34 protein-coding genes and 1 pseudogene are annotated in these 18,306 nt (G+C 27.6%); 32 read left to right on the forward strand and 3 right to left on the reverse strand.

Annotated features, from left to right (window positions below; translation table 11 throughout):
- The first annotated feature begins 52 nt into the window (after nucleotides 1-52).
- The 7 genes from ACOI1D_RS05505 to ACOI1D_RS05535 all read left to right on the forward strand — a co-directional run bounded on the left by ACOI1D_RS05505 (nucleotide 53) and on the right by ACOI1D_RS05535 (nucleotide 4,215).
- On the forward strand, nucleotides 53-691 hold the full coding sequence (locus tag ACOI1D_RS05505) for a nuclease-related domain-containing protein (RefSeq protein WP_422499868.1): 639 nt from the start codon (nucleotides 53-55) through the stop codon (nucleotides 689-691).
- Nucleotides 692-933: 242 nt separating this feature from the next.
- Nucleotides 934-1,977, forward strand: coding sequence for a hypothetical protein (locus tag ACOI1D_RS05510; protein ID WP_422499870.1), 1,044 nt, complete (start codon nucleotides 934-936; stop codon nucleotides 1,975-1,977).
- Between the two features lie 108 nt (nucleotides 1,978-2,085).
- Entirely contained in the window at nucleotides 2,086-2,316 is a 231-nt protein-coding gene (locus tag ACOI1D_RS05515) for a hypothetical protein (protein WP_422499872.1), read from the forward strand.
- A complete protein-coding gene (locus ACOI1D_RS05520; protein WP_422499874.1) occupies nucleotides 2,309-2,488 on the forward strand; it encodes a hypothetical protein in 180 nt (59 codons plus the stop codon). The genes ACOI1D_RS05515 and ACOI1D_RS05520 overlap by 8 nt, the downstream gene beginning before the upstream one ends.
- Nucleotides 2,489-2,560: 72 nt before the next feature.
- On the forward strand, nucleotides 2,561-2,890 hold the full coding sequence (locus ACOI1D_RS05525) for a hypothetical protein (RefSeq protein WP_422499876.1): 330 nt from the start codon (nucleotides 2,561-2,563) through the stop codon (nucleotides 2,888-2,890).
- 1 nt (nucleotide 2,891) lies between these two features.
- Nucleotides 2,892-3,503, forward strand: a complete 612-nt coding sequence (locus tag ACOI1D_RS05530) for a hypothetical protein (protein WP_422499878.1) — start codon at nucleotides 2,892-2,894, stop codon at nucleotides 3,501-3,503.
- Nucleotides 3,504-3,603: 100 nt separating this feature from the next.
- Nucleotides 3,604-4,215 carry a type II secretion system protein gene (locus ACOI1D_RS05535; protein WP_422499880.1) on the forward strand — a complete coding sequence of 204 codons (612 nt, stop codon included), beginning with the start codon at nucleotides 3,604-3,606 and terminating at the stop codon, nucleotides 4,213-4,215.
- 309 nt (nucleotides 4,216-4,524) lie between these two features.
- Here the strand turns inward: ACOI1D_RS05535 and ACOI1D_RS05540 are convergent, their stop codons facing one another.
- From ACOI1D_RS05540 to ACOI1D_RS05550, 3 genes and pseudogenes are all read right to left on the reverse strand, one after another.
- Complete coding sequence (locus tag ACOI1D_RS05540) at nucleotides 4,525-5,172, reverse strand: hypothetical protein (protein ID WP_422499882.1); 648 nt, start codon at nucleotides 5,170-5,172, stop codon at nucleotides 4,525-4,527.
- Nucleotides 5,173-5,556: 384 nt separating this feature from the next.
- A complete protein-coding gene (locus tag ACOI1D_RS05545) occupies nucleotides 5,557-5,916 on the reverse strand; it encodes a hypothetical protein (protein ID WP_422499884.1) in 360 nt (119 codons plus the stop codon).
- Between the two features lie 219 nt (nucleotides 5,917-6,135).
- Nucleotides 6,136-6,228, reverse strand: a pseudogene (locus ACOI1D_RS05550) (iron-sulfur cluster assembly accessory protein); the annotation flags it as partial.
- A gap of 261 nt (nucleotides 6,229-6,489) precedes the next feature.
- Between ACOI1D_RS05550 and ACOI1D_RS05555 the strand changes: the two are divergent.
- The 25 genes from ACOI1D_RS05555 to ACOI1D_RS05675 all read left to right on the forward strand — a co-directional run bounded on the left by ACOI1D_RS05555 (nucleotide 6,490) and on the right by ACOI1D_RS05675 (nucleotide 18,245).
- Nucleotides 6,490-6,816 carry a DUF2958 domain-containing protein gene (locus tag ACOI1D_RS05555; RefSeq protein ID WP_422499886.1) on the forward strand — a complete coding sequence of 109 codons (327 nt, stop codon included), beginning with the start codon at nucleotides 6,490-6,492 and terminating at the stop codon, nucleotides 6,814-6,816.
- 250 nt (nucleotides 6,817-7,066) lie between these two features.
- Nucleotides 7,067-7,546 (forward strand): AAA family ATPase, encoded by a 480-nt coding sequence (locus tag ACOI1D_RS05560; RefSeq protein WP_422499887.1) that lies wholly within the window; start codon nucleotides 7,067-7,069, stop codon nucleotides 7,544-7,546.
- A 63-nt stretch (nucleotides 7,547-7,609) separates the two neighbouring features.
- Nucleotides 7,610-7,891, forward strand: a complete 282-nt coding sequence (locus ACOI1D_RS05565) for a hypothetical protein (protein ID WP_422499889.1) — start codon at nucleotides 7,610-7,612, stop codon at nucleotides 7,889-7,891.
- A 335-nt stretch (nucleotides 7,892-8,226) separates the two neighbouring features.
- The gene (locus ACOI1D_RS05570; RefSeq protein ID WP_422499891.1) at nucleotides 8,227-8,622 is read left to right on the forward strand and encodes a hypothetical protein; all 396 of its coding nucleotides are present in this window, start codon (nucleotides 8,227-8,229) and stop codon (nucleotides 8,620-8,622) included.
- A gap of 54 nt (nucleotides 8,623-8,676) precedes the next feature.
- The gene (locus tag ACOI1D_RS05575; RefSeq protein WP_422499893.1) at nucleotides 8,677-8,985 is read left to right on the forward strand and encodes a hypothetical protein; all 309 of its coding nucleotides are present in this window, start codon (nucleotides 8,677-8,679) and stop codon (nucleotides 8,983-8,985) included.
- An 88-nt stretch (nucleotides 8,986-9,073) separates the two neighbouring features.
- Nucleotides 9,074-9,505 (forward strand): hypothetical protein, encoded by a 432-nt coding sequence (locus ACOI1D_RS05580; RefSeq protein ID WP_422499895.1) that lies wholly within the window; start codon nucleotides 9,074-9,076, stop codon nucleotides 9,503-9,505.
- A gap of 141 nt (nucleotides 9,506-9,646) precedes the next feature.
- Nucleotides 9,647-10,039: a hypothetical protein gene (locus ACOI1D_RS05585; RefSeq protein WP_422499897.1), complete on the forward strand. Its 393-nt coding sequence runs from the start codon at nucleotides 9,647-9,649 to the stop codon at nucleotides 10,037-10,039.
- A gap of 26 nt (nucleotides 10,040-10,065) precedes the next feature.
- Nucleotides 10,066-10,209: a hypothetical protein gene (locus tag ACOI1D_RS05590; protein ID WP_422499899.1), complete on the forward strand. Its 144-nt coding sequence runs from the start codon at nucleotides 10,066-10,068 to the stop codon at nucleotides 10,207-10,209.
- A 35-nt stretch (nucleotides 10,210-10,244) separates the two neighbouring features.
- Complete coding sequence (locus ACOI1D_RS05595) at nucleotides 10,245-10,547, forward strand: hypothetical protein (protein ID WP_422499901.1); 303 nt, start codon at nucleotides 10,245-10,247, stop codon at nucleotides 10,545-10,547.
- 31 nt (nucleotides 10,548-10,578) lie between these two features.
- Nucleotides 10,579-10,752 (forward strand): hypothetical protein, encoded by a 174-nt coding sequence (locus ACOI1D_RS05600; RefSeq protein WP_422499903.1) that lies wholly within the window; start codon nucleotides 10,579-10,581, stop codon nucleotides 10,750-10,752.
- A 45-nt stretch (nucleotides 10,753-10,797) separates the two neighbouring features.
- Nucleotides 10,798-11,136: a hypothetical protein gene (locus ACOI1D_RS05605; RefSeq protein WP_422499905.1), complete on the forward strand. Its 339-nt coding sequence runs from the start codon at nucleotides 10,798-10,800 to the stop codon at nucleotides 11,134-11,136.
- A 332-nt stretch (nucleotides 11,137-11,468) separates the two neighbouring features.
- Complete coding sequence (locus ACOI1D_RS05610) at nucleotides 11,469-11,747, forward strand: hypothetical protein (protein ID WP_422499907.1); 279 nt, start codon at nucleotides 11,469-11,471, stop codon at nucleotides 11,745-11,747.
- A gap of 7 nt (nucleotides 11,748-11,754) precedes the next feature.
- Nucleotides 11,755-11,988 (forward strand): hypothetical protein, encoded by a 234-nt coding sequence (locus ACOI1D_RS05615; RefSeq protein ID WP_422499909.1) that lies wholly within the window; start codon nucleotides 11,755-11,757, stop codon nucleotides 11,986-11,988.
- 282 nt (nucleotides 11,989-12,270) lie between these two features.
- The gene (locus tag ACOI1D_RS05620) at nucleotides 12,271-12,447 is read left to right on the forward strand and encodes a hypothetical protein (RefSeq protein ID WP_422499911.1); all 177 of its coding nucleotides are present in this window, start codon (nucleotides 12,271-12,273) and stop codon (nucleotides 12,445-12,447) included.
- Nucleotides 12,448-12,538: 91 nt separating this feature from the next.
- Nucleotides 12,539-12,811 carry a hypothetical protein gene (locus tag ACOI1D_RS05625; protein ID WP_422499913.1) on the forward strand — a complete coding sequence of 91 codons (273 nt, stop codon included), beginning with the start codon at nucleotides 12,539-12,541 and terminating at the stop codon, nucleotides 12,809-12,811.
- A 277-nt stretch (nucleotides 12,812-13,088) separates the two neighbouring features.
- Entirely contained in the window at nucleotides 13,089-13,484 is a 396-nt protein-coding gene (locus ACOI1D_RS05630) for a hypothetical protein (RefSeq protein WP_422499915.1), read from the forward strand.
- 1 nt (nucleotide 13,485) lies between these two features.
- Nucleotides 13,486-13,839 carry a hypothetical protein gene (locus tag ACOI1D_RS05635; protein WP_422499917.1) on the forward strand — a complete coding sequence of 118 codons (354 nt, stop codon included), beginning with the start codon at nucleotides 13,486-13,488 and terminating at the stop codon, nucleotides 13,837-13,839.
- 212 nt (nucleotides 13,840-14,051) lie between these two features.
- The gene (locus ACOI1D_RS05640) at nucleotides 14,052-15,047 is read left to right on the forward strand and encodes a DNA-methyltransferase (RefSeq protein ID WP_422499919.1); all 996 of its coding nucleotides are present in this window, start codon (nucleotides 14,052-14,054) and stop codon (nucleotides 15,045-15,047) included.
- Nucleotides 15,048-15,148: 101 nt separating this feature from the next.
- On the forward strand, nucleotides 15,149-15,442 hold the full coding sequence (locus ACOI1D_RS05645; protein WP_422499921.1) for a DUF3846 domain-containing protein: 294 nt from the start codon (nucleotides 15,149-15,151) through the stop codon (nucleotides 15,440-15,442).
- Between the two features lie 52 nt (nucleotides 15,443-15,494).
- Nucleotides 15,495-15,923 carry a hypothetical protein gene (locus tag ACOI1D_RS05650; RefSeq protein ID WP_422499923.1) on the forward strand — a complete coding sequence of 143 codons (429 nt, stop codon included), beginning with the start codon at nucleotides 15,495-15,497 and terminating at the stop codon, nucleotides 15,921-15,923.
- Between the two features lie 50 nt (nucleotides 15,924-15,973).
- A complete protein-coding gene (locus ACOI1D_RS05655; protein ID WP_422499925.1) occupies nucleotides 15,974-16,714 on the forward strand; it encodes a hypothetical protein in 741 nt (246 codons plus the stop codon).
- A 48-nt stretch (nucleotides 16,715-16,762) separates the two neighbouring features.
- The gene (locus tag ACOI1D_RS05660; RefSeq protein WP_422499927.1) at nucleotides 16,763-16,963 is read left to right on the forward strand and encodes a hypothetical protein; all 201 of its coding nucleotides are present in this window, start codon (nucleotides 16,763-16,765) and stop codon (nucleotides 16,961-16,963) included.
- A 14-nt stretch (nucleotides 16,964-16,977) separates the two neighbouring features.
- Entirely contained in the window at nucleotides 16,978-17,730 is a 753-nt protein-coding gene (locus ACOI1D_RS05665) for a hypothetical protein (protein WP_422499929.1), read from the forward strand.
- 16 nt (nucleotides 17,731-17,746) lie between these two features.
- Nucleotides 17,747-17,980 (forward strand): hypothetical protein, encoded by a 234-nt coding sequence (locus tag ACOI1D_RS05670; protein ID WP_422499931.1) that lies wholly within the window; start codon nucleotides 17,747-17,749, stop codon nucleotides 17,978-17,980.
- A gap of 16 nt (nucleotides 17,981-17,996) precedes the next feature.
- Nucleotides 17,997-18,245 (forward strand): hypothetical protein, encoded by a 249-nt coding sequence (locus ACOI1D_RS05675; protein WP_422499933.1) that lies wholly within the window; start codon nucleotides 17,997-17,999, stop codon nucleotides 18,243-18,245.
- Nucleotides 18,246-18,306 lie beyond the last annotated feature (61 nt).

The raw sequence follows: 18,306 nt of genomic DNA on the forward strand, positions 1-18,306 counted from the left end.
TGAGGTTGATCTCTTTTTTTTGTTATTAAAAATAAAAAAGGGGTTGGGACTAATGGAAGTGAAAAGAGATGATAAAAAGATGAAAGAGTTTAGAAGGATATTGAGAGAAGATAAGCTAGAAAGAGGGTTTAAAAGAAACAGTAATGGAATGAATTTTGAAAGGTATAGAGAAGATAACGAATGGAAAATTTATAAAAAACAGTTATCAGGAGATGATTTAGAAGACTATATGGTTAGTTATGTTAAAGATTGGTTTGAGGGAACGGACTATAAAATAATACATGATTTAGTTTTAGGAAATTATGAATATCAGCTCGACATTTTATTAGTAACCAATTACGGATGTTTTATAATCGAGGTAAAGAATTGGAGTGGAACTTTTACTATAAATAATGGTGATTGGGTCAAAGAAGATAGTAATGGAAAGCGTTTTGAGAAAAATGGGTACGAAAACCCTACTCAGCAAGTTAAAAAGCATAAGAAGGCTTTAAAACGATTATTAGATGGTTATTGTGATATACCTATTTATACTTTTATATATATCCAATGTGATGAATTATATAGTGATACGATACAAATAAATAATAATAATAAAGAAATTTTAAAAGAAATTCAAAAGATAATTATAAATAATTCAAAAGCTATAAAACCATACATAGTAGGTGATTTGGTCACTTATATAGTAGAATAAAGTCGTTTTTTTAATGTATGGTATGGTTAGCTATGTTGCTCTTTTTATAAATGTATTATATAATAGTATTATAATATAATTAAATTAAATATATAAAACAAATATATAAAGATACATGTAATATTTATGTGATTGATCTTTGTAACATTCCTGTAATATGAACTATTTAAGAACGTGATATAATTATATTATAAGATAAAAACCTAATATATAGGTTTAATAAATAAAAGGGGTTGGCTTTAATGAATAGTGTAATTAATGAAATTAAAAAGTATGTTGATGGAAATGGAATTAAAGAACTTAGTGCGGAAGAACAGTTAGTTTTATTGAAAAAGTTTAGAGAGAATAATGATGTGGATGCTCGTACTAGTTTAATGGAAAGTATGTATTTAATGTTAATAAAAATTGTTAATGAAAGAAGTTTTAAATATGATTTAAATGCAGATGATTTTTTTATGAGAGCTTGTGAATATTGTTTAAAAGGGTTTGAAATATATAATGAAGAAAAAAATATGACGGTAAGTACCTACATTTATAATTATGTAAATATGAGATTACTAGAAAAAGTTAAATTAGGTATTAAAGATGATAGTGGAGTGGATCTAAATTATTCAACTTGTTTTAAAGATAAAATGAAAAAGATTATTGATTTTATAGTTAAATTTAAAAATGAAAATGGAAAAGATGTTGAACCTTCTTATAAAGATATTGCTGTTGGGGTGAAAATGAAAATTAAAGAAGTGGAAAAATTTATGAATGAAGATAATTATAGCATGGTTAATAATACTATTATGAATGAAGATGGTGAAGTTAGTATTTTTGATTATGTTAGTGATGATAAAATAAATATTGAAAATGAAGTAATTGATAATATTTTCTTTGAAAATATAGAGGATTTTCTAGGTGAAAGAGAAATCGAAATTTTAAAATCAATTAAATATAATATTGATACTAAAGGAAAATTTAATAAAAGTGATATTGGAAGAGAAGTAGGATTATCATCTGAACGTATAAATTCTATTATAAAAAATATTAAAAGTAAAATTGTAGAAAATCTCAGCCTTGAATCTAAAAAGGAAATGAAAAAAATGTTAGAGAATTTAAATAGTGTAGAAAGGTTAATTGTTAAAGAAAGAGAAGAAGGAAAAAGAACTAATGGGATTGCTAAGAGGTTAAAGATGGATGTTAAAGAAGTAAAGAGTATCTTAGATAATTTTGATGAAAAAGTAAAAAAAATCGAAAGTAATGAAAATGTAGTAAATGATGTGTTAAGAATGGTGGGTTAAGTTTTCTAAATGGTAGAAATAACACTACTGAAGAATTGTTTTTAAAAAGCTATTATGTAATTAGTGAGTTAATTAATATTAATAATATAAAACATAGAGGTGATTAAAATGGGGTTAGAATTAGAAGTGTTTAACGAAGATGAATTAGAAAGTGAGATTGAAAAAGCGTTAGATATAAAAAGAAAATTAACTGAGGAAGAGATTGATGAAATATATGAGTATCATTATGGAAAAGTAAATGAGTTACCTGATTTGAATGAAAAAGATATAGATAAATGGTGTGAATCCTTTGTGAAAAATCCTCCTTTAAAAAATAAAGGTGGTGAAAAATATGAATGACTATGAAGTATTTTATATAGATGGATATGATTTTGAACGTAACAACAAGAAAATGAAAATGTTTGGTGAAAATAGTAATGATATTTTAAGTGAATTTATGATAAATGAAATGGATGAAAAAGTAATGTTGCAAATGTGTATAAAAGAAATAAATGAGTTTGAAGAAAAATAAATAGAGAATATATAAATAGGGATAAGTTGGATTAAATAGGAGGTAATTTGATTATTTATTGGAGGAATCATAATGGAAAAAATAAAATTTTTCTTAATACCATTTTCAATATCACTAACGATAATGACATACATAAATCATAGTTTTGATGTAGCGTTTTTGATATTTAGCATATCTAGTCTAATTATATTCATTTTGGTGATGAGGAGAAAGGATGAAGAAAAAGAAAAAAAGGCTATAAAACAATGTGTAGAAATAGTTAATTCTTATATTAAAGACGATTTTTCAAAAGATGAAATAAAAGAGAGATTAAAATATATAGAATTAAGTGAAGAAATCAAAGAGGAAATCATGAATACAGGAGTATTAGTGAAAGAGTTAAATAAAAAAGGAGAAGGTTAAAATGAGAAAAAAAGGAGTTATTATAGTTAATTTATTTATTTTTTTGTTATCAAGTTATGCTTTATTTTATTCGATTTCCTTTCTTTACTTTATGGTGGAGAGAACAGAATTCGTATTAGAAGTGGAAGCGATATTAAAAATATTATTATTAATAATTATTATTTTATCCTATTTAAGTTCAGTTTACGTTATAGGAAGATTACATTTTCATACTAAAAAAAATGGAAAGTTAAAGGTACTTTCTTTTTTGAATAATAACTGGAAAATATTATTACTATTATTTATTACATTTTTAATTCCAGTTTTCTTCTTAGTACAAATTTATGTTACTTATTTATTGTGGCTTGTAACTATAAGTTTAGTTTTGGTAAAGTACAAGTTTATATATAAAGTCGATCCTAATAAAAAAGTGAGTGTAGAGACAGAAAAAATGGTTGTAGATAATATAAAAGATAAAGAAGTTGATGATTGTATTGAGTTTTTTGAAGATGGAACGCTAAGTGAAGAAGAATTAATTTCTTATTCAAAAGATTGTCCTGAACACTTTAAAGGAAAAATTCTTATTTCTATAGCAAAAAAGAGAAGGGAAATAAAAATGAACGTAAGTGAGTAAATATAGTTCTTAGCATCTAAGGAGGTGATATATAAACACTAGAAAAAATACATAATAGGTGGTTTGTTTTTTTGAATATAAAAAAAGGGAGAGGATTTTAATGAAGGAATTAATAATTAATTTTTTAGGTGTATTAGATAATAAAAGGAATAATGAGAGAATGAAAGAGAAAGGATTTAGTTTAGCTGAATTAGGAATTGCTATGGTTATTCTATTGATAATAGCCACGATAGCCACTATAAGTTATTTTGTATTTATTGATGATGCAAAAAAAGTTAAATCAGTTGAGGATGCTAATTCTATTCAAACTGCTGTTGCTACAAGTTATGCACAAGGAAACGGTTGGTCAGTAGATCCGTCTGGTACTTCTTTATCAGCATATGGAAATCCAAAAGTTTTTAAAGCTATTGGAGGAACATTAAGTTCAACTTCTACTGATGGTATTACATTTGTATTAGAGGCAACGAGTTCAACAAATGGTTTGATAGTATCTGATGAAGTATTAATAGATGCTGATAACGGAACTGTAACGACTGGAAATATAACAGTTGATAAGACAACTTATGATGGTATTACTGCTAGTGAATCCGCCGTACACGTTTACGGTATGTTTAACGGCGGTTTATCGTTGGTGTGCCGGCACTTTGCTTATATTATCGACGATTGTTACTGTTCAAAACGATTGTTTATAACGAACTTTCCTAGCGACTAATTACGTTACCTTCATATTACCCAACTTGTTCCGTGAATGCAAGGCCTAATTTGAAACTAACTGCATTATGTATCACCTAACCGTAACTAATTCGCTTGTGTGACGCTCCATGCTACGGTATTTGCTTCCAAAATTTAAATCCTCGACCCCCTAAGATTTTCTACGACAAAAAAAGTCGGCGAACAGGTGGTTAGACCCGTCCAGTCCGACATTTATCCGACTCAAACTAGTTGACTTCGGCAGCATTTTTTTATTCGCTTGTTCAACTAAAGCACCCGAGTTGCCTTCGTGAGAACACCTGCCTTAAGGCTATTTGTATTCGGTTTTTATAGTTACTTGTCCATCTAATTTATATTCAGATTCCCCAGTATCAACTTTTTCATCATTGCGGTTAATTTTATATTTACCACCTCTTAGACTGACACTAACACTAAAATTGAGTTTTCGGTTATCTTTTAATCCACCCGCTAATTGATCATATATGTATTCTTTACCTTCTGAAAAGTTTTTCTTAGGAACATAACCAACCATAAATGAATCTATATAGACTGCTATTGCCTTTGAATCATATTCATTATCAGGTTCTAATTGTAGCGAGCAATTGGAAAATAATGCATCACTATATTCAAAAATAGGTTGATCATAAGTTTCTTCTAAAATTTCTTTGTTTGTCATACCATCATATTTTTCTTCATCAAAGAAAGTGCTATTTTCCTTTTCTTGTTGTAAGGCTTTTTTTATAGCTTTTTGGTAAAAAGAGGTTCCTGCGATTTTGAAATCAATGTATTCAAATATTCCATATTTCTCTTCTCTTGTTACTGAATAACTTGTTTCTGCAATTGGGATTGGTCCTTTATATTCCTCTTTAATTTCCGGAGTTACGTCCTCTTGTTGTTTTTCTGTTTCATTGTTTTGAGGTGTTTTTTTGTTTTTAGTAAGAAAATCAAAAATACCCATGTTATTTTCCCCTTTCTATTTAGCACCGACTCTTATACAACAATCCTACTGCGTTAGCGTTTAGTAATTGTTTCACAATCTCTGTATTTAGTTTAACATAATTTATCTGAATAACTAATAAATTTTAAAAAATACGGACAACCCTCGTCGAGGTTGCCCGTTACTTCGTATTCTATTCGCTTTTATGCCACCTTACTCCGTCGCCTTGCCTGGTAGTCGATACTGTACCGATAAGCCTTGACCGTTAGTCAATGCGAATGTGTGCATTACATGGCCGCCTTGCTGCTTTACTGCCTCGATAAATCCAACGTATTCTTCCGTCGTGTAACATACCCGGTTATATTCGTTCCATGTAAACAATTTATCGCCCCTAACTTCGTATTCCTACGTAATTTTCCGCGCTATACATTCAATGCGATTTGGTCCGGCTAGTCCAATCGCTTGCTTATCACCGTCTATATACTTGTGTCCCGCATACTTGCGCTTGTCGTACTTCATGTAATTAATATAATTCCGAAATTCCTCCGCCGATAATTCGTTTACATAGTCCACTTCGTAGTTTTCATTTAGCCACTTCGTGAAATATTCCCACATCTTAACGTAGTCGCGAATAGTCCTGTCCCTTACACCTTCCGTTCGCTTACCGCTAATAACAATGTCAATTGCTTGTGTTTGCGTCAAGTTCGGATATTCCTTTACAGGTTCCGCTAGTTTCGTGATTCTCTTACGTTTCTTCAACGACACAAAAAAAGACCTCCCCAACGCCTAAATTTAGCGCTAAGAAAGTCTTACTTATCGTTATTAACAACCGCAAAACGTCTATATAACGGTTGTTTATATTCGTTTGAACTGTCGATATGCTCGGTTAAACTAGTGTAGTCCGCAACCTTTACGATTTGTTTCCGTTTAGGTTTACCGAATGATACTACGATTAGAAAACCTTCGCAAAACGTTGTCACACCGCTAACATTTTTCAGGTGCGCCCGCGCGGTCCTTCGCTTTAAACGATGATCCACAGCCACAGCTAACCATTGCGTTCGGATTATCAATGCTGAAGTAGGAAATTTAGTTCGAGTTAGACCAGTAGATTTTAACGCTATAAAAGGTTACTTAGGTGCTGGTGTTACTGCTGAATCAGTAAATGGATATTATATTGTAACTGTAAATTAAAATAAGGGAACGTTAATTTGTTCCTTTTTAAAAAACAAAGTGATGATTTAGATGAAAAGATGATACAGTATAACATTAAAAAAACGGATATAAATGGAATGAAGTGTAATATAGATTTATTAAAAAAGTGAAAGAAGGAGGATTAAAATGGAATTAATGACAAAAGAATTAGAATCTCAATTCGTTGTAATAGGTGAAACTGAAGATACACCAATGGAAGAAAAAAAAGTTATAGCTAAGTTTTTCTGCCCTTCAATGACCTGGTATGCGATTGAATATGATCCAACAGATCGAATATTTTTCGGTTATGTAAGGAATGAAGGAAATCCTCAAATGTCTGAATGGGGATATTTTAGCTTGGATGAATTAGAAGGAATTCAAAAGAATCAACCTTCACCATTTTTCATGATGGAAAGGGATTTGTATTTTTCACCTAAGATAGTCAAAGAAATTAAAGAAATTTTACTTCATTAAAAAATGTTAGATAATATAAAAGGAGGATTTTATATGGAGATACCAACTTAATTATTTTTTAGTAAAGAAGAAGAATATAACTTCAAAGCTGGATATAAGTCAGTAGGAAATGAAAAAAAAGTGGAAGATAACATGAAGTGTTTAAATATGATGGAGATTGAATTAGAAGAAAGACTTGGTAATGGTAGATGGAGTGTTATGAAAAAAGTTTAGTATAAAGGGATTTTTTTTAAAAAGGGGAGAGATTGAAATGGAAAAATATTTTAATGTTGATGAAGTGATTGATGAATATGGAACGGATAGAAATTTATTGGTTGTTGGTAAAACAGGAAGTGGAAAGACAACCTTTCTGAGAAATTACTTAGTGAAATTTGAAGATAAAGTAATACACTTTGTAGATAAAGAAGAAATGGATATTTTAAATAACTTGTTAAGTATACTTAAAGAAAGAATGGAAGAACGATTAGAATTATTTAAAGAGAAAAAAGTAACAAATTTAGAGGGGTTTAATAAAATTTCACCAATTAAATTTAAAAAAGAATTTCTAGTAATAGAAAATATTGATAGGTATTTTGACTTTTTAAATAAAAACAAAGATTTTTATACATTATTAAGACAATCAAGATGTACTGGAATTCATTTTTTAGGATCTACTCAAAGGGAAATGAATTTAGTAAGGTTAAATAATAAATTAAGAAATAATTTTATTGTAGTTAGTAACAAATCGTAATTTAAAAAATTAAAAGAGAACGGGTTTTAAATAATCCGTTCTTTAAATGAGGGGGAAAATGAAATGGAATTAAAATTCAATACTTTTGTAAGTGTAAAACAATATTTCAACGAAAATCTAAATCATCTACATGGTGATGTAAAAGTTATTAATATAAAGAAAGAAAATTTTAGTAATCTTAAATTTGATAAAATTGGATATAAAGAAGGATCCGATTATATTAGGTATCAAAAAGATAGTGAATCAGATTTAGAAAAGAATAAATGGATAGAAATTCGCTTTAATGAAAAAGAAGTTACATTATTAGAATTTGGTTATGCTGATTTTTGGTGGAATGAGGTTTGATATGGATTGGTAACAAAAAACAATAAAAAGTAACAAAATTGATGTTACCGACTTAAACCCTTGTGGCTCTAAGGTTAAAAATAGATATTATATAGTAAAGTAACAAAGTAACATAATAATATATACACACTATATAAGAGAATAAAAACTTTTTTAAACTTATTTTTTTTATTATTATATAGTGTGTGTGTCTCAAATTTCTGTTACTTTGTTACTTTACATATTTATTCCCTTCAAACCCTTGTCACTATAGGGTTTAGTCGGTAACATTTTGTTTGTTACCTCATGTTACTTTAGGTGTTTTTTTGTTACCAGTAAAAAAGGGAGGAAATAAAATGCAGAAAGAGTTAGCTAAAATAAAAATAAACAATAATATTGATACAGTAATAAATAAATGGGAATTAGTAACGAAAAATTCTAACTCATATAGAGATGCTTTTAATCGTTTTATTGGTATCTTTGGAAATTTAGGTGAAACGCAATTAGTTAGATTAACGACTTCTGAAGGTTATATGAGTAGGGATTTGACTATAACTTTAGAACCAAAAGAAGAAGATTTTAATGAGTTTATTTTTGTTCTAAGAAGTATCATGTATAACAATAAAACAAATGATGGATTGCACACTAATAAAATTGGAACAACTATTTTTGGAAGATATGAGTTAGATGATTTTGAGGGATTATGGACTGAACTTCAATTAAGAAATAATAGAGAGAATAAGGTTAGATAAAAAATGGAATGTACTATTAAAAAACTATTCTTCTTATAGGAAGGGGTTTTCATTATGAATGAACATGAAAAAGAAAGGTTTCTATTTAAAAATAAAAAGGTGATTAATGATTTAGTTGGAATGGAAAAAAACGAAGAATTTGTATATGAAATATTGAACAGGTTAGAGGATAGTTATGAAAAAAGTCAGTTAGAAGTGTTATTTTTAGAAAGTGGTAGAGTTTTTGTTACTTATTTTGAAATCCCTATTATTGTGTTTTCTTCTTCAGGTGACTTTATAGTAAATGGTGATTTAATTAAGTGGGAAGTAAATTGGACTTGCTTAATGAATAAAAAAGAACGAAAGGTTGTATCAAACGGTTAGAGTGGTGTTTTTTAAAAAAATAGAAATACCTTTTTCTTTTCCTTTATGTTAGTATTGATCCAATTAAATTTGGATCGGGTGTAAAAAAATGAGAATGAAACAAAAAGAAGAATTGGATTGGAATATAGCTAAAAGTGTCTTTCAACTCGTATATATAACACATAGGAAAGATGTTAAGGTAACATTCGATTTACTAGAAAACATTGAGTTAGGTAGCTTGTATACGTTTTCTGAGGCACATTATAGAGTGGGAGAATTGATTTTGAATGGTAATATTCATTCTAATATCATTTTGAGTGAAGATAATGATAAGAATGTATTTGAACGAATGGATGAAGATATAGTAGGACAGGCTAATATGTTTGAAGGGTTGGATAGGGTAGCAATTATGCTTAAAAGTATATATGATACCCCTTCCAGTATTTTTTTACCAACTATTATATCTTCTAAGTTCCATAAAAATCTTCTTCAAATTAAGTCTCCTCATACTTTCTTAGAATTAAAAATTAAAAATAGCTAAAAAAAAGAGAAGGGAAACCTTCTTTTTTTTAATGGTCTAATTAACACCGTTGAAGATTAAATTATATAATGCTATAATTATATTATAAGAATAAACAATAAAATATTAATAAAAATATAAATATAAAAAGGGGAATTTTAAATGAAAAAGATTGTTGGGTTATATAGCGGTAAAGATAAAGTGGTTTTGGATTATGATTATATGAAAGTTGAGGTTAGTAAAGGATTAAATGGAGTTGAGATTAAAGATTTTTTTTATAAGAGAATTGAAATTGAAAAAGAAATGATAGGAATGTATGTATTTAGTGAAGGTAATTCAAATGAGGAAAGTTTTTTTGAAGAAAGTTATGAAAGTCAGCTTAAATGTATGAATAAGAAAAATAATTTTAAAGAATTAGAAAAACATAAATTAATGGAAATCGTTATGTTTGTTAATTTGATAAATACCTATGATGAATTAGATGAGAAAGATAGGTTTCAAAAATATAAAACGTTGTTATTTGAATTAGAAAAAGAAAACTTAATTGCTAGTTAAGAAAAATGAAAAAGGGGGAGAAAAATGTGGAAGATTTTTTAATAGGAGAATCAGAAAAACTTTTATATGAAGAGGAAGAATGGTTAATTGATGAAAATATATTTTACATGGAAATCAAAGAGGATATTGAAAAAGGAAAGTTTAAAGGTTATTTCAGTATAGCCAGTTAAAAAAAGGGTTAATAAAAAAAGGAGAAGTGTTGGGGATGGAAAAAGAAAAAAATTTAAACCTGTATGATGTGTTAATGTATAACGCTTATATAGTTAAATGTGAAAAAGGCGAAGAAATTAGTAAGGAATTACTGTTAGAAATTAAGAAAGTTTATTTTAAAAGTGAACCTTTTAGGAATAAGGATGGAATAAGAGTTAATTATGATCGTTATAAAAAAGTAATGCCTTATGTCAAAGAAGAAATTGTAAGAGATTTTGTAAGAATGTGTAATGAGGTTATTGATGATGCTGAAAAAGAAAAGAAGAAGAAAAATGAATTAATCTTAATAAGTGCTTAGTTTATCTGTTTTTCTTTAAGGGGGTGATAAGGTGAATGTTGAATTTGAATTGTACGACTTTGTAACTATTACAGAACACTCGAAAGAAGAGTATTGGGAAAAAGGTCAAATAACTGGTTTCAATAAAAATAGCGTAAAGGTTTTTATTATTAAAAATGGTGAAACGAAAAATATTCACCATCAACATTTAATTTATAGTAAATAAAAAATGTAGAATTGAAGATGTTTTTAGAGGAGAAGGGGAGATAAAATGAAAAAAGATGTTGGCGAACAAATAGAAAATAATATTGAACAGGTTATTAATAAATGGAATGAAATTGGTACAAATTCGTTTGATATATTTAGTAAGAGTTATAAAAATTTAGGGGAAATGGAATTATGTAGAGTAACAAAGGCTTTCGATAATATAGAAAGGAATAATACGAGAGACTTTTCTTTCACTTGTGAACCTAAAGATGAAAAACTTGAAGAATTTAACCTTGTTTTAAGACACGTTCTTTATGAAAGAGAAAGTGAAAATGGATTGTATAGTAATAAAACTGGTATTGTTTTTGGTAAATTTGATTTAAATGATTTTGATGGTTTGTGAGATTTATATGAAGAAAGAAATCGTCATGAAAATGAATTAGGACTTCAATTTCAATATGAAGAGGTTAGTTAATAAGAATGGATAAAATCATTCTTAATATATAAATAAAACTAAAGAGGAGAATGTGTGATGAGTATGACTAAAGAAGAAAAAGAAGATCAGAAGAGATTTTTTGATAAGTTAAGGAAGGATCAGGAAAGAAGAGATAGTAAAAAGGAAAAGGATAAAAAGAAGTAATTAAGTAGGAACGTTAATTCGTTCCTTTAAAAAAATAAAGAATATAAAAAGGGAATGGAATTTTTATTCCCTCTATAAAAAAAGGAGAGGTTAAAATGAATGAAATAAATGAAGTTTTATCTCATTGGTTTAAGGATGGTTGTTCAACGTGGAGGGTTAGAGGTGCTAAAGATGGTGATGATGGAAGTTTTGGTGGATCTTTTCATTTTATTAGTGATTTTAAAAAATGTAATCAAGGCTATAAGGTTGAAATTGATTTTGGTTCATCTGATATTGATATAGCTATGGAAGATTTGAATATAAGACTAAAGAATATAGGTTATCGAAGTTCATTAATAGAAAGAGAATCGAATATTATTATAGAAAAAATATAAACAATTTATGAAAGGAACGTTAATTAATTACTTTCTAATCTATAAGGGAGATGTTGAAATGCAAATTGAAGGATTAAAGAAATATGTTGGTAAGGATGTAAGATATGAAACGAAGGTAAAAGGAGTTAGAAAAGTAAATGTTTTGCGAATAACTGGTAAATGTCTTGATATTCAAGATTTAGATTCCTATAACGCACATACTATTCGTGCTGATGAATTTTTGAGTATTCAAGAAATATAAGTAAAAAAGGAACGTTAATTCATTCCTTTTCAAAAGTATTGGAGGTTTTATATGATTGATGAAACTGTTTTTTGGTGTAATAACTGTGATGAAATTTATGAGGATAAAATAGATGTATGTGAATTTTGTGGTTGTGAAAGTATTAGGGAAGTAAGTAAAGGAGATATATAAAAAGAAAGGGATAACGATTGGATTGGTAAAATGTGATCGGATCAGGTAATACGGATTTCTTAAATTTAAGTGATTGTTTATTAGATTAATTTAAAAAGAGGAGAATGTATGATGAGTAATTCAACTAAGGATGTAGCAAATTTGTTAGGGATTAGTGAAAGTGAAGTTAAGGAAGTTGAAAAATGTTACAAAGAAAGAGTAGTTTTTAAACATAAAAAATTTTATGAATTGGATAAAGAAACACTAGAATTTCATTTCGATAATGCTAAAGAATGTGGGTATTTATAGATTTTGTGATTTTAAATTAAATATAGAATATAAAATATGTTTTTAGGAACGGTTTTCCGTTCCTTTCTATAATAAAATTGGAGGGGGAAAGATGGAAAAAGCAAAACTTTATACTGGTGTAGAAGGATACGAATACTTAACAAGTGGTATTGGTGGAACAGTCTTTGCTAGTGAGAAAGAAACTGATTTATTCCATATTAAGATTGAAATTGATAAAAGAAGAATTAAATCGTATTTCAGAGAACGAATTACTATAATATCAAATTATAAAGATGATGAAGGAAAACGTTTTAACGATTATTTAAGCAAATTAGGAAAATCTGAAATAAAAAGAAAGAAAGCTATACAGAAAGCTCAACAATAGAAAAGATAAATAACATAAGTGGTCTAGGTGATTTATCCTTAAAAACTAATACTAGTGAATTTGCTTTCGTTGATAAGGTAAATTATCCTGAATCTCCAACACCATATGAATCAATTATTACAGTTAAAATTTATGATGCACCATAAAAAAAAAGTAAAGGGGGAAAAGGGTTTTTCCTTTTCCTTTTTCATTTATGCTCTAATTAACGTTACTGAATATATAATAAAAAGATGCTATAATAATAGTATAAGAAAAAATATTAGAGAATATAAAAAGGGTGAGTGATGTAAACAAAGAGGTTTGGTTGGATAGTATAGAAAATAAAAGGTTTAAAAAAGGAGAAGAAAATGACTTAGCAAAAGCATTTTTTATAAAACCTAAACATAGCAACATGATTAAAAAAGTAATTGATGAAAAGCAAATCAAATTAAATGGAATAAAAAATCAAGTTTGGATTCACAAAGAATTTAAAATGAAGCCAGTCATAAAATACAATATGAAAAATTCGGATTTACTTAGAAAAGATGAATGGTATTATGTTGATCGAAATCGTTTTTTTATAGGTAGACCGTTTAAAAATGAAGAACTTAAAAATATTATATATAAAGAAAAGAGAGCTAACGGTGTTTTTATCGTTTCAGCTCTCTTATTTAAATTAAAGGGGGAATTTTGAAATGAATTATGCTATTGAAGGCGATACAAATGTTTTTACTTTATTATCCGTTACTAATCATAAAGGAGTAAGAAAAACAATCAATGAGTTAAGTGTAGATTATGAAGAAATATTAGAAAAGAAATGTGTTTTAGGAACATTAAGTTTGTATGAATTTGAGATGAATTTTAAGGAAGGGGTTGCGATTATATTTTTGGAAGGTGATAGAAAAGGAATCTATACCAGTAATGTATTAGGTATGGAGTTTGTAGGAGATTTATTAAAAATTAAAACCAGCAATTCGATTTATCATCTAAGAAAAGAAAAAGAAATAGTCAGAAAAGAGGATAAAGTTTTTTTAGAAAACCTGAATTAGTAAGGAAGAAAGGTGGTGATTTAAATTAATAGAATAAAAGAGGATAAGTTTATGGAAAAATTAAATGAATTAGAAGATAAAATTATGTTAGCAAAAAAAACAGTAGAACGTATTAAAAATGAAGAAAAACAAAGAGAAAGAGAAGAAAAAAATAATATTTAAATAGGTAGGTAAATAGGTGGCTTTATCAAAAAAGAGAGTGTGAGCCACTAATGGAAGAAGAAAATGGAGAATTTGAATTAGAAAAAGTGCATTATGGGGATAGTATGGAATTGTCTAAAAAATTGGAAGATGAAATTTTTAAATTAACATTATTTTCACCTCCATATGCTAGTCAGATTGATTATGATGGAAAGGGATTAGGGAAAATAAAACCAGATCAATACGTTGATTGGATAAGACCGTTGATTAAAGAATTACATAGAGTTTTAGTAAATGATGGTGTGTTTGTATTGAATATGTCTAATGTTGTTATTGATGGTTTTATTCATCCTTATAAAAGGAAAACGATTAATTTGATCATAGATGAATTTGGTTTTAAAGAATTAGATTTAAATCATTGGATTAAACCTTCTACACAAGATATGAGAGAACCAACACGAAATATAACTGAAGATATTCATGTATTTACTAAAACTGAAAAATATACTTACAATTTTGAAAACGTTTCGATTGAATATAGCGAAGAAACTCTAAAGAGATATAAATCTCCTTTTTATAAAAAAGATAAAAAAACAGGAGAAAGAAAGAAAATTTGGAGGCTACCTAAAGAGATAGGTGCTTTACCAACAAATACTGTTTACTTCCCATCTGATAAAAAGAAAAGTAAACAACATCCAGCACCGTTTCCAATTTCTTTACCAATACGTTATATTCTTGCGTTTAGTAATGAAAATGATATTGTATTCGATCCTTTTTCGGGTTCAGGTACAACTTTTGAAGCAAGTAAAGGTCTAAAAAGAAGATTTTTAGGGTTTGAAGCAAATGAAAAATTTATTGGAATATCTAATAGTAATGTAGAAAAAATGCCTGAAGGAAAATTATTAGAAGAACATAAAAAAGAAAGAGAAAATATGAAGAAAAAAATTAAGAGACAGATTCAAGAAATATTAGAAATACAAATTAGTAAAGGTCGGAATGATGATATAGCAAGAGAATATTCTAATAGGAAAGCTGAAGGTTTGGTGGAAGAAAAGGAGGTATCTTAAAAAGTACCTTCTCTTTTTTTTATATTCTCTAACTTTTTTATTTATTTTTTTAGATAAGAACGTTATAATAGAAGAAATAGATAAAGAAGGTTGGTTTAAAAATGGAGAAGATTAAAGTAGTTATCGTTCCAGTAGAAGAAGAAGCATACATAACTGAGGTAGAAAACAACTTAGAAGAATTAAAGAAAATTGTGGATGGGTATTTAGAAACAATTCCAACTGAAACTGATGATGTATTAGTTGTTTGTAATGAAGAAGGTATGATACATAATTTACCTCAAAATGTGTTAGGTATTTATGGAACGTTTTTTATTGTTGGGATTGAAGGATCCGAATTTGTTAGCCTGAATAAATATCAAGCTGAAACAGTTTTGGAATATGTGAAAAAAATATAATAAGAAAACTACAAAAAAGGGAAGGTAGGTGATATTTTTGGAAGAAATTATTATGTTTAAGTTAGAACCTACTAAATTTAAACAACAAGTAAAGTGGAATAATGTATCTGAAACCGTAAAACAGACTTTCATAGCTATAACGGTTGAAAGGCAAAAACTTATTCCTCTTGATGAAGATGTTGAAAAAATAATAGATTATTTAAAAAAAGCTAAGATTTTAGAATTAGAGGATTTCGGGTATCTTTTAAAAGATAAAAAAGATAGAGATGAGTTAGATAATCCTTATATTATTAAAGAAAACGGCTTTTTGAGTGGGTTTTTGGGTGGTTTTTTAGAAAAAACATATATTGTAGATAAAGTTTCAGATACAACTTTAATGTTAAAAAGTGAAGACCTTAGAGAAGGTTTTAAAAAAGAAAACTTAGAAGCAAAATCCATTATCTATAGGGTAGAAAAGAAGGATGGAGGAAAAATTGAATAGGGTTAAATTAAGAATAAAAACAATTTAGAACATAAAAAGGAGTGTTTGTATTGACTAAAGTGATAGGTGAAAGGGTTATAAAAAATTATATTTTTGCAAATACCAAAGAAGGTAATTATAAAGTAATTTTCTATGGTGAAGATAAACAGTTATTTTTAGAAAAAGAAAAAGAATCTATTAACAAATTCTTATTATTACTTGTTGTAGAAATAGTTACTGATAAAACAAAATCCGATAATCTTTCTGTAAACGTAAGAAAATATAAAAATGGAGAATTAATTAATAATATTAATAAACCTTTTACATCAATAGTTGTATATAAAATTAAAGATAAGATTTTCCCTAACTTTGAAGATGCACATAAGTATGGATTAAAACATGTAGAAGGGTATAATTATGTTGATGTTGCTAGGATTGAACGGATAGAGAAAAGAATAATTGACCATGTTTTACATGATATTAGTATTTATGAAATTTGGGTAGAAGGTAAATTTATAACTGAATTTGAAGATCATACGAGAGCAAGAAAAGAATGTTATAAATACAAGTTAGCGAGAAATACCCAAAGATTTAAAAGGGAAGAATATGAAGTTTATATTAATGATGAAAAGGATTTTGAAACCGAATTTAGACAAGACGCTTATAGAAGAGGTTTACAGTTAAAAGAATATCTTAATAGCGATAAGAAAATAACTATTAAAAAGGTTTCTGTAGAAATAGTTGGTGATGGTACGTTTGATGAAGAAAGTCTTCCTGAAGCACCTGAAAAACGTTTCTTATTATCTAATTAATTTTTATATAAAAAAATGTTGTATGTTATGAGATAGGAGGTATTTGAATTGTGGGTAGATAAAAAATTAATTCACAACTTTGGATCCTCAACTTCTCTTCAAAGATTCGTACAAGAAAATTTTGATGAAGATTTTATAATTAACATTGATGTTGAGGATTTCTTTCACCCAAAATCTGAATTTAAAAAGCTATATCAAAAGGAAATTAAAATAGTAAAAAAAGGATTAAATACAAAACATCTACATTAAGAGGAGAAAATTTCATGATTAAAAGTGAAGCGATAAAAGATAATGAAGGGTACGCTGTTTTTGTAAATAAGTTTGGAGATAAGACAATTAAGTTATATAAGAATAACGTTGGTATGACAGATGATATGAGAGATGTTAATAGTTACGAAGCAACATTTTATGAAAGACTGGAAGGAGATTTGTTTCAAATTAAAGAATTTATTAAGGAAAAAGAAGTATCTGATTTAAAGAAAGAAGTTAAACACACATTATATTTGAGTGTTATTGATGAGGAAACGAATGAAATATTTGAAAATGTTATTGGATATGAGTATGCAAGAGAAATTGATGAAAAAATAAATAACCGTTCACATGACGATATAATTATAATTCGTTCTGTAGAAATTAGAAAATCCGAACGGATTAATATTTTAGAGATTTATAAAGGAAAAGAAAAACAGTATGAATTAGGATATAGTTGTTTTGAATTAAATGAAGATCAATTACAAAAAAAATGTAGTGAAATTTTTAAAGAGTATAAAGTTAATGGAAGAAACATGACTGATGGAAGAAATATTACAACTGAAAAAGGAAAATATAAAGTTTTTATCAATGGAAAAGCAAAAGAAGTTTTTGAATTACGTTGGGATGCTATTGAGTATGGCAGATACATGAAAAAAGTATTACCTATGAATAGTAGGATTGATATTTTTGAAGAAATGCATTCTAGTTTTGGTGAGGGAAAGTATAGGTTTAAAGGGAATAAATTTAAAAAGTTGTTTGGATAAAAAAGGGGAGAAGTAAATGTTAGAATTTGAAAGTGATGGGATAAAAATTTTTCTTCAGTATACACGAAAAAATGGTTTTACCTATTATGAAGATACGAAAAAACCAACTAATGAATCGACTATAAAACCAATCGTAACAGATAAAAGAATAAATTCTTATAAGAAAAAAGACGTTAGTTATTTCAAAAAAATCTATGAATCAGATGATTGTTTGAATATGAAAATGAGAGATGGATATATATATGTCTAAGAGGAGTGTTTATTAATTGAGGAAATATCCAAAACACGAAGAGAATCCTGAAATTAATAAAAGATGGATAGATATTTTTCGAGAATATAAAAACAACCCTTTTTTAGAAGCTACCTTTTCTAAAATATATCGGCATGGTTATTGTTTGTTTCACAAAGAAGAAGATGTTATTGATCGAGTTTCTTCCATATTAAATAGTCATGAAATTCCTTTCACAAAATATGATGAAGATAAAATATATTGGAAGTTAAATTTGAATTATTAAGAAGATTAAGAACGGTTTTGTATAATGGTGTTGAGAGGATATGGAACGTTTTAACGTTCAC

The organism is Virgibacillus sp. DJP39, from assembly GCF_049310925.1.
GTDB lineage: Bacteria > Bacillota > Bacilli > Bacillales > Amphibacillaceae > Virgibacillus_F.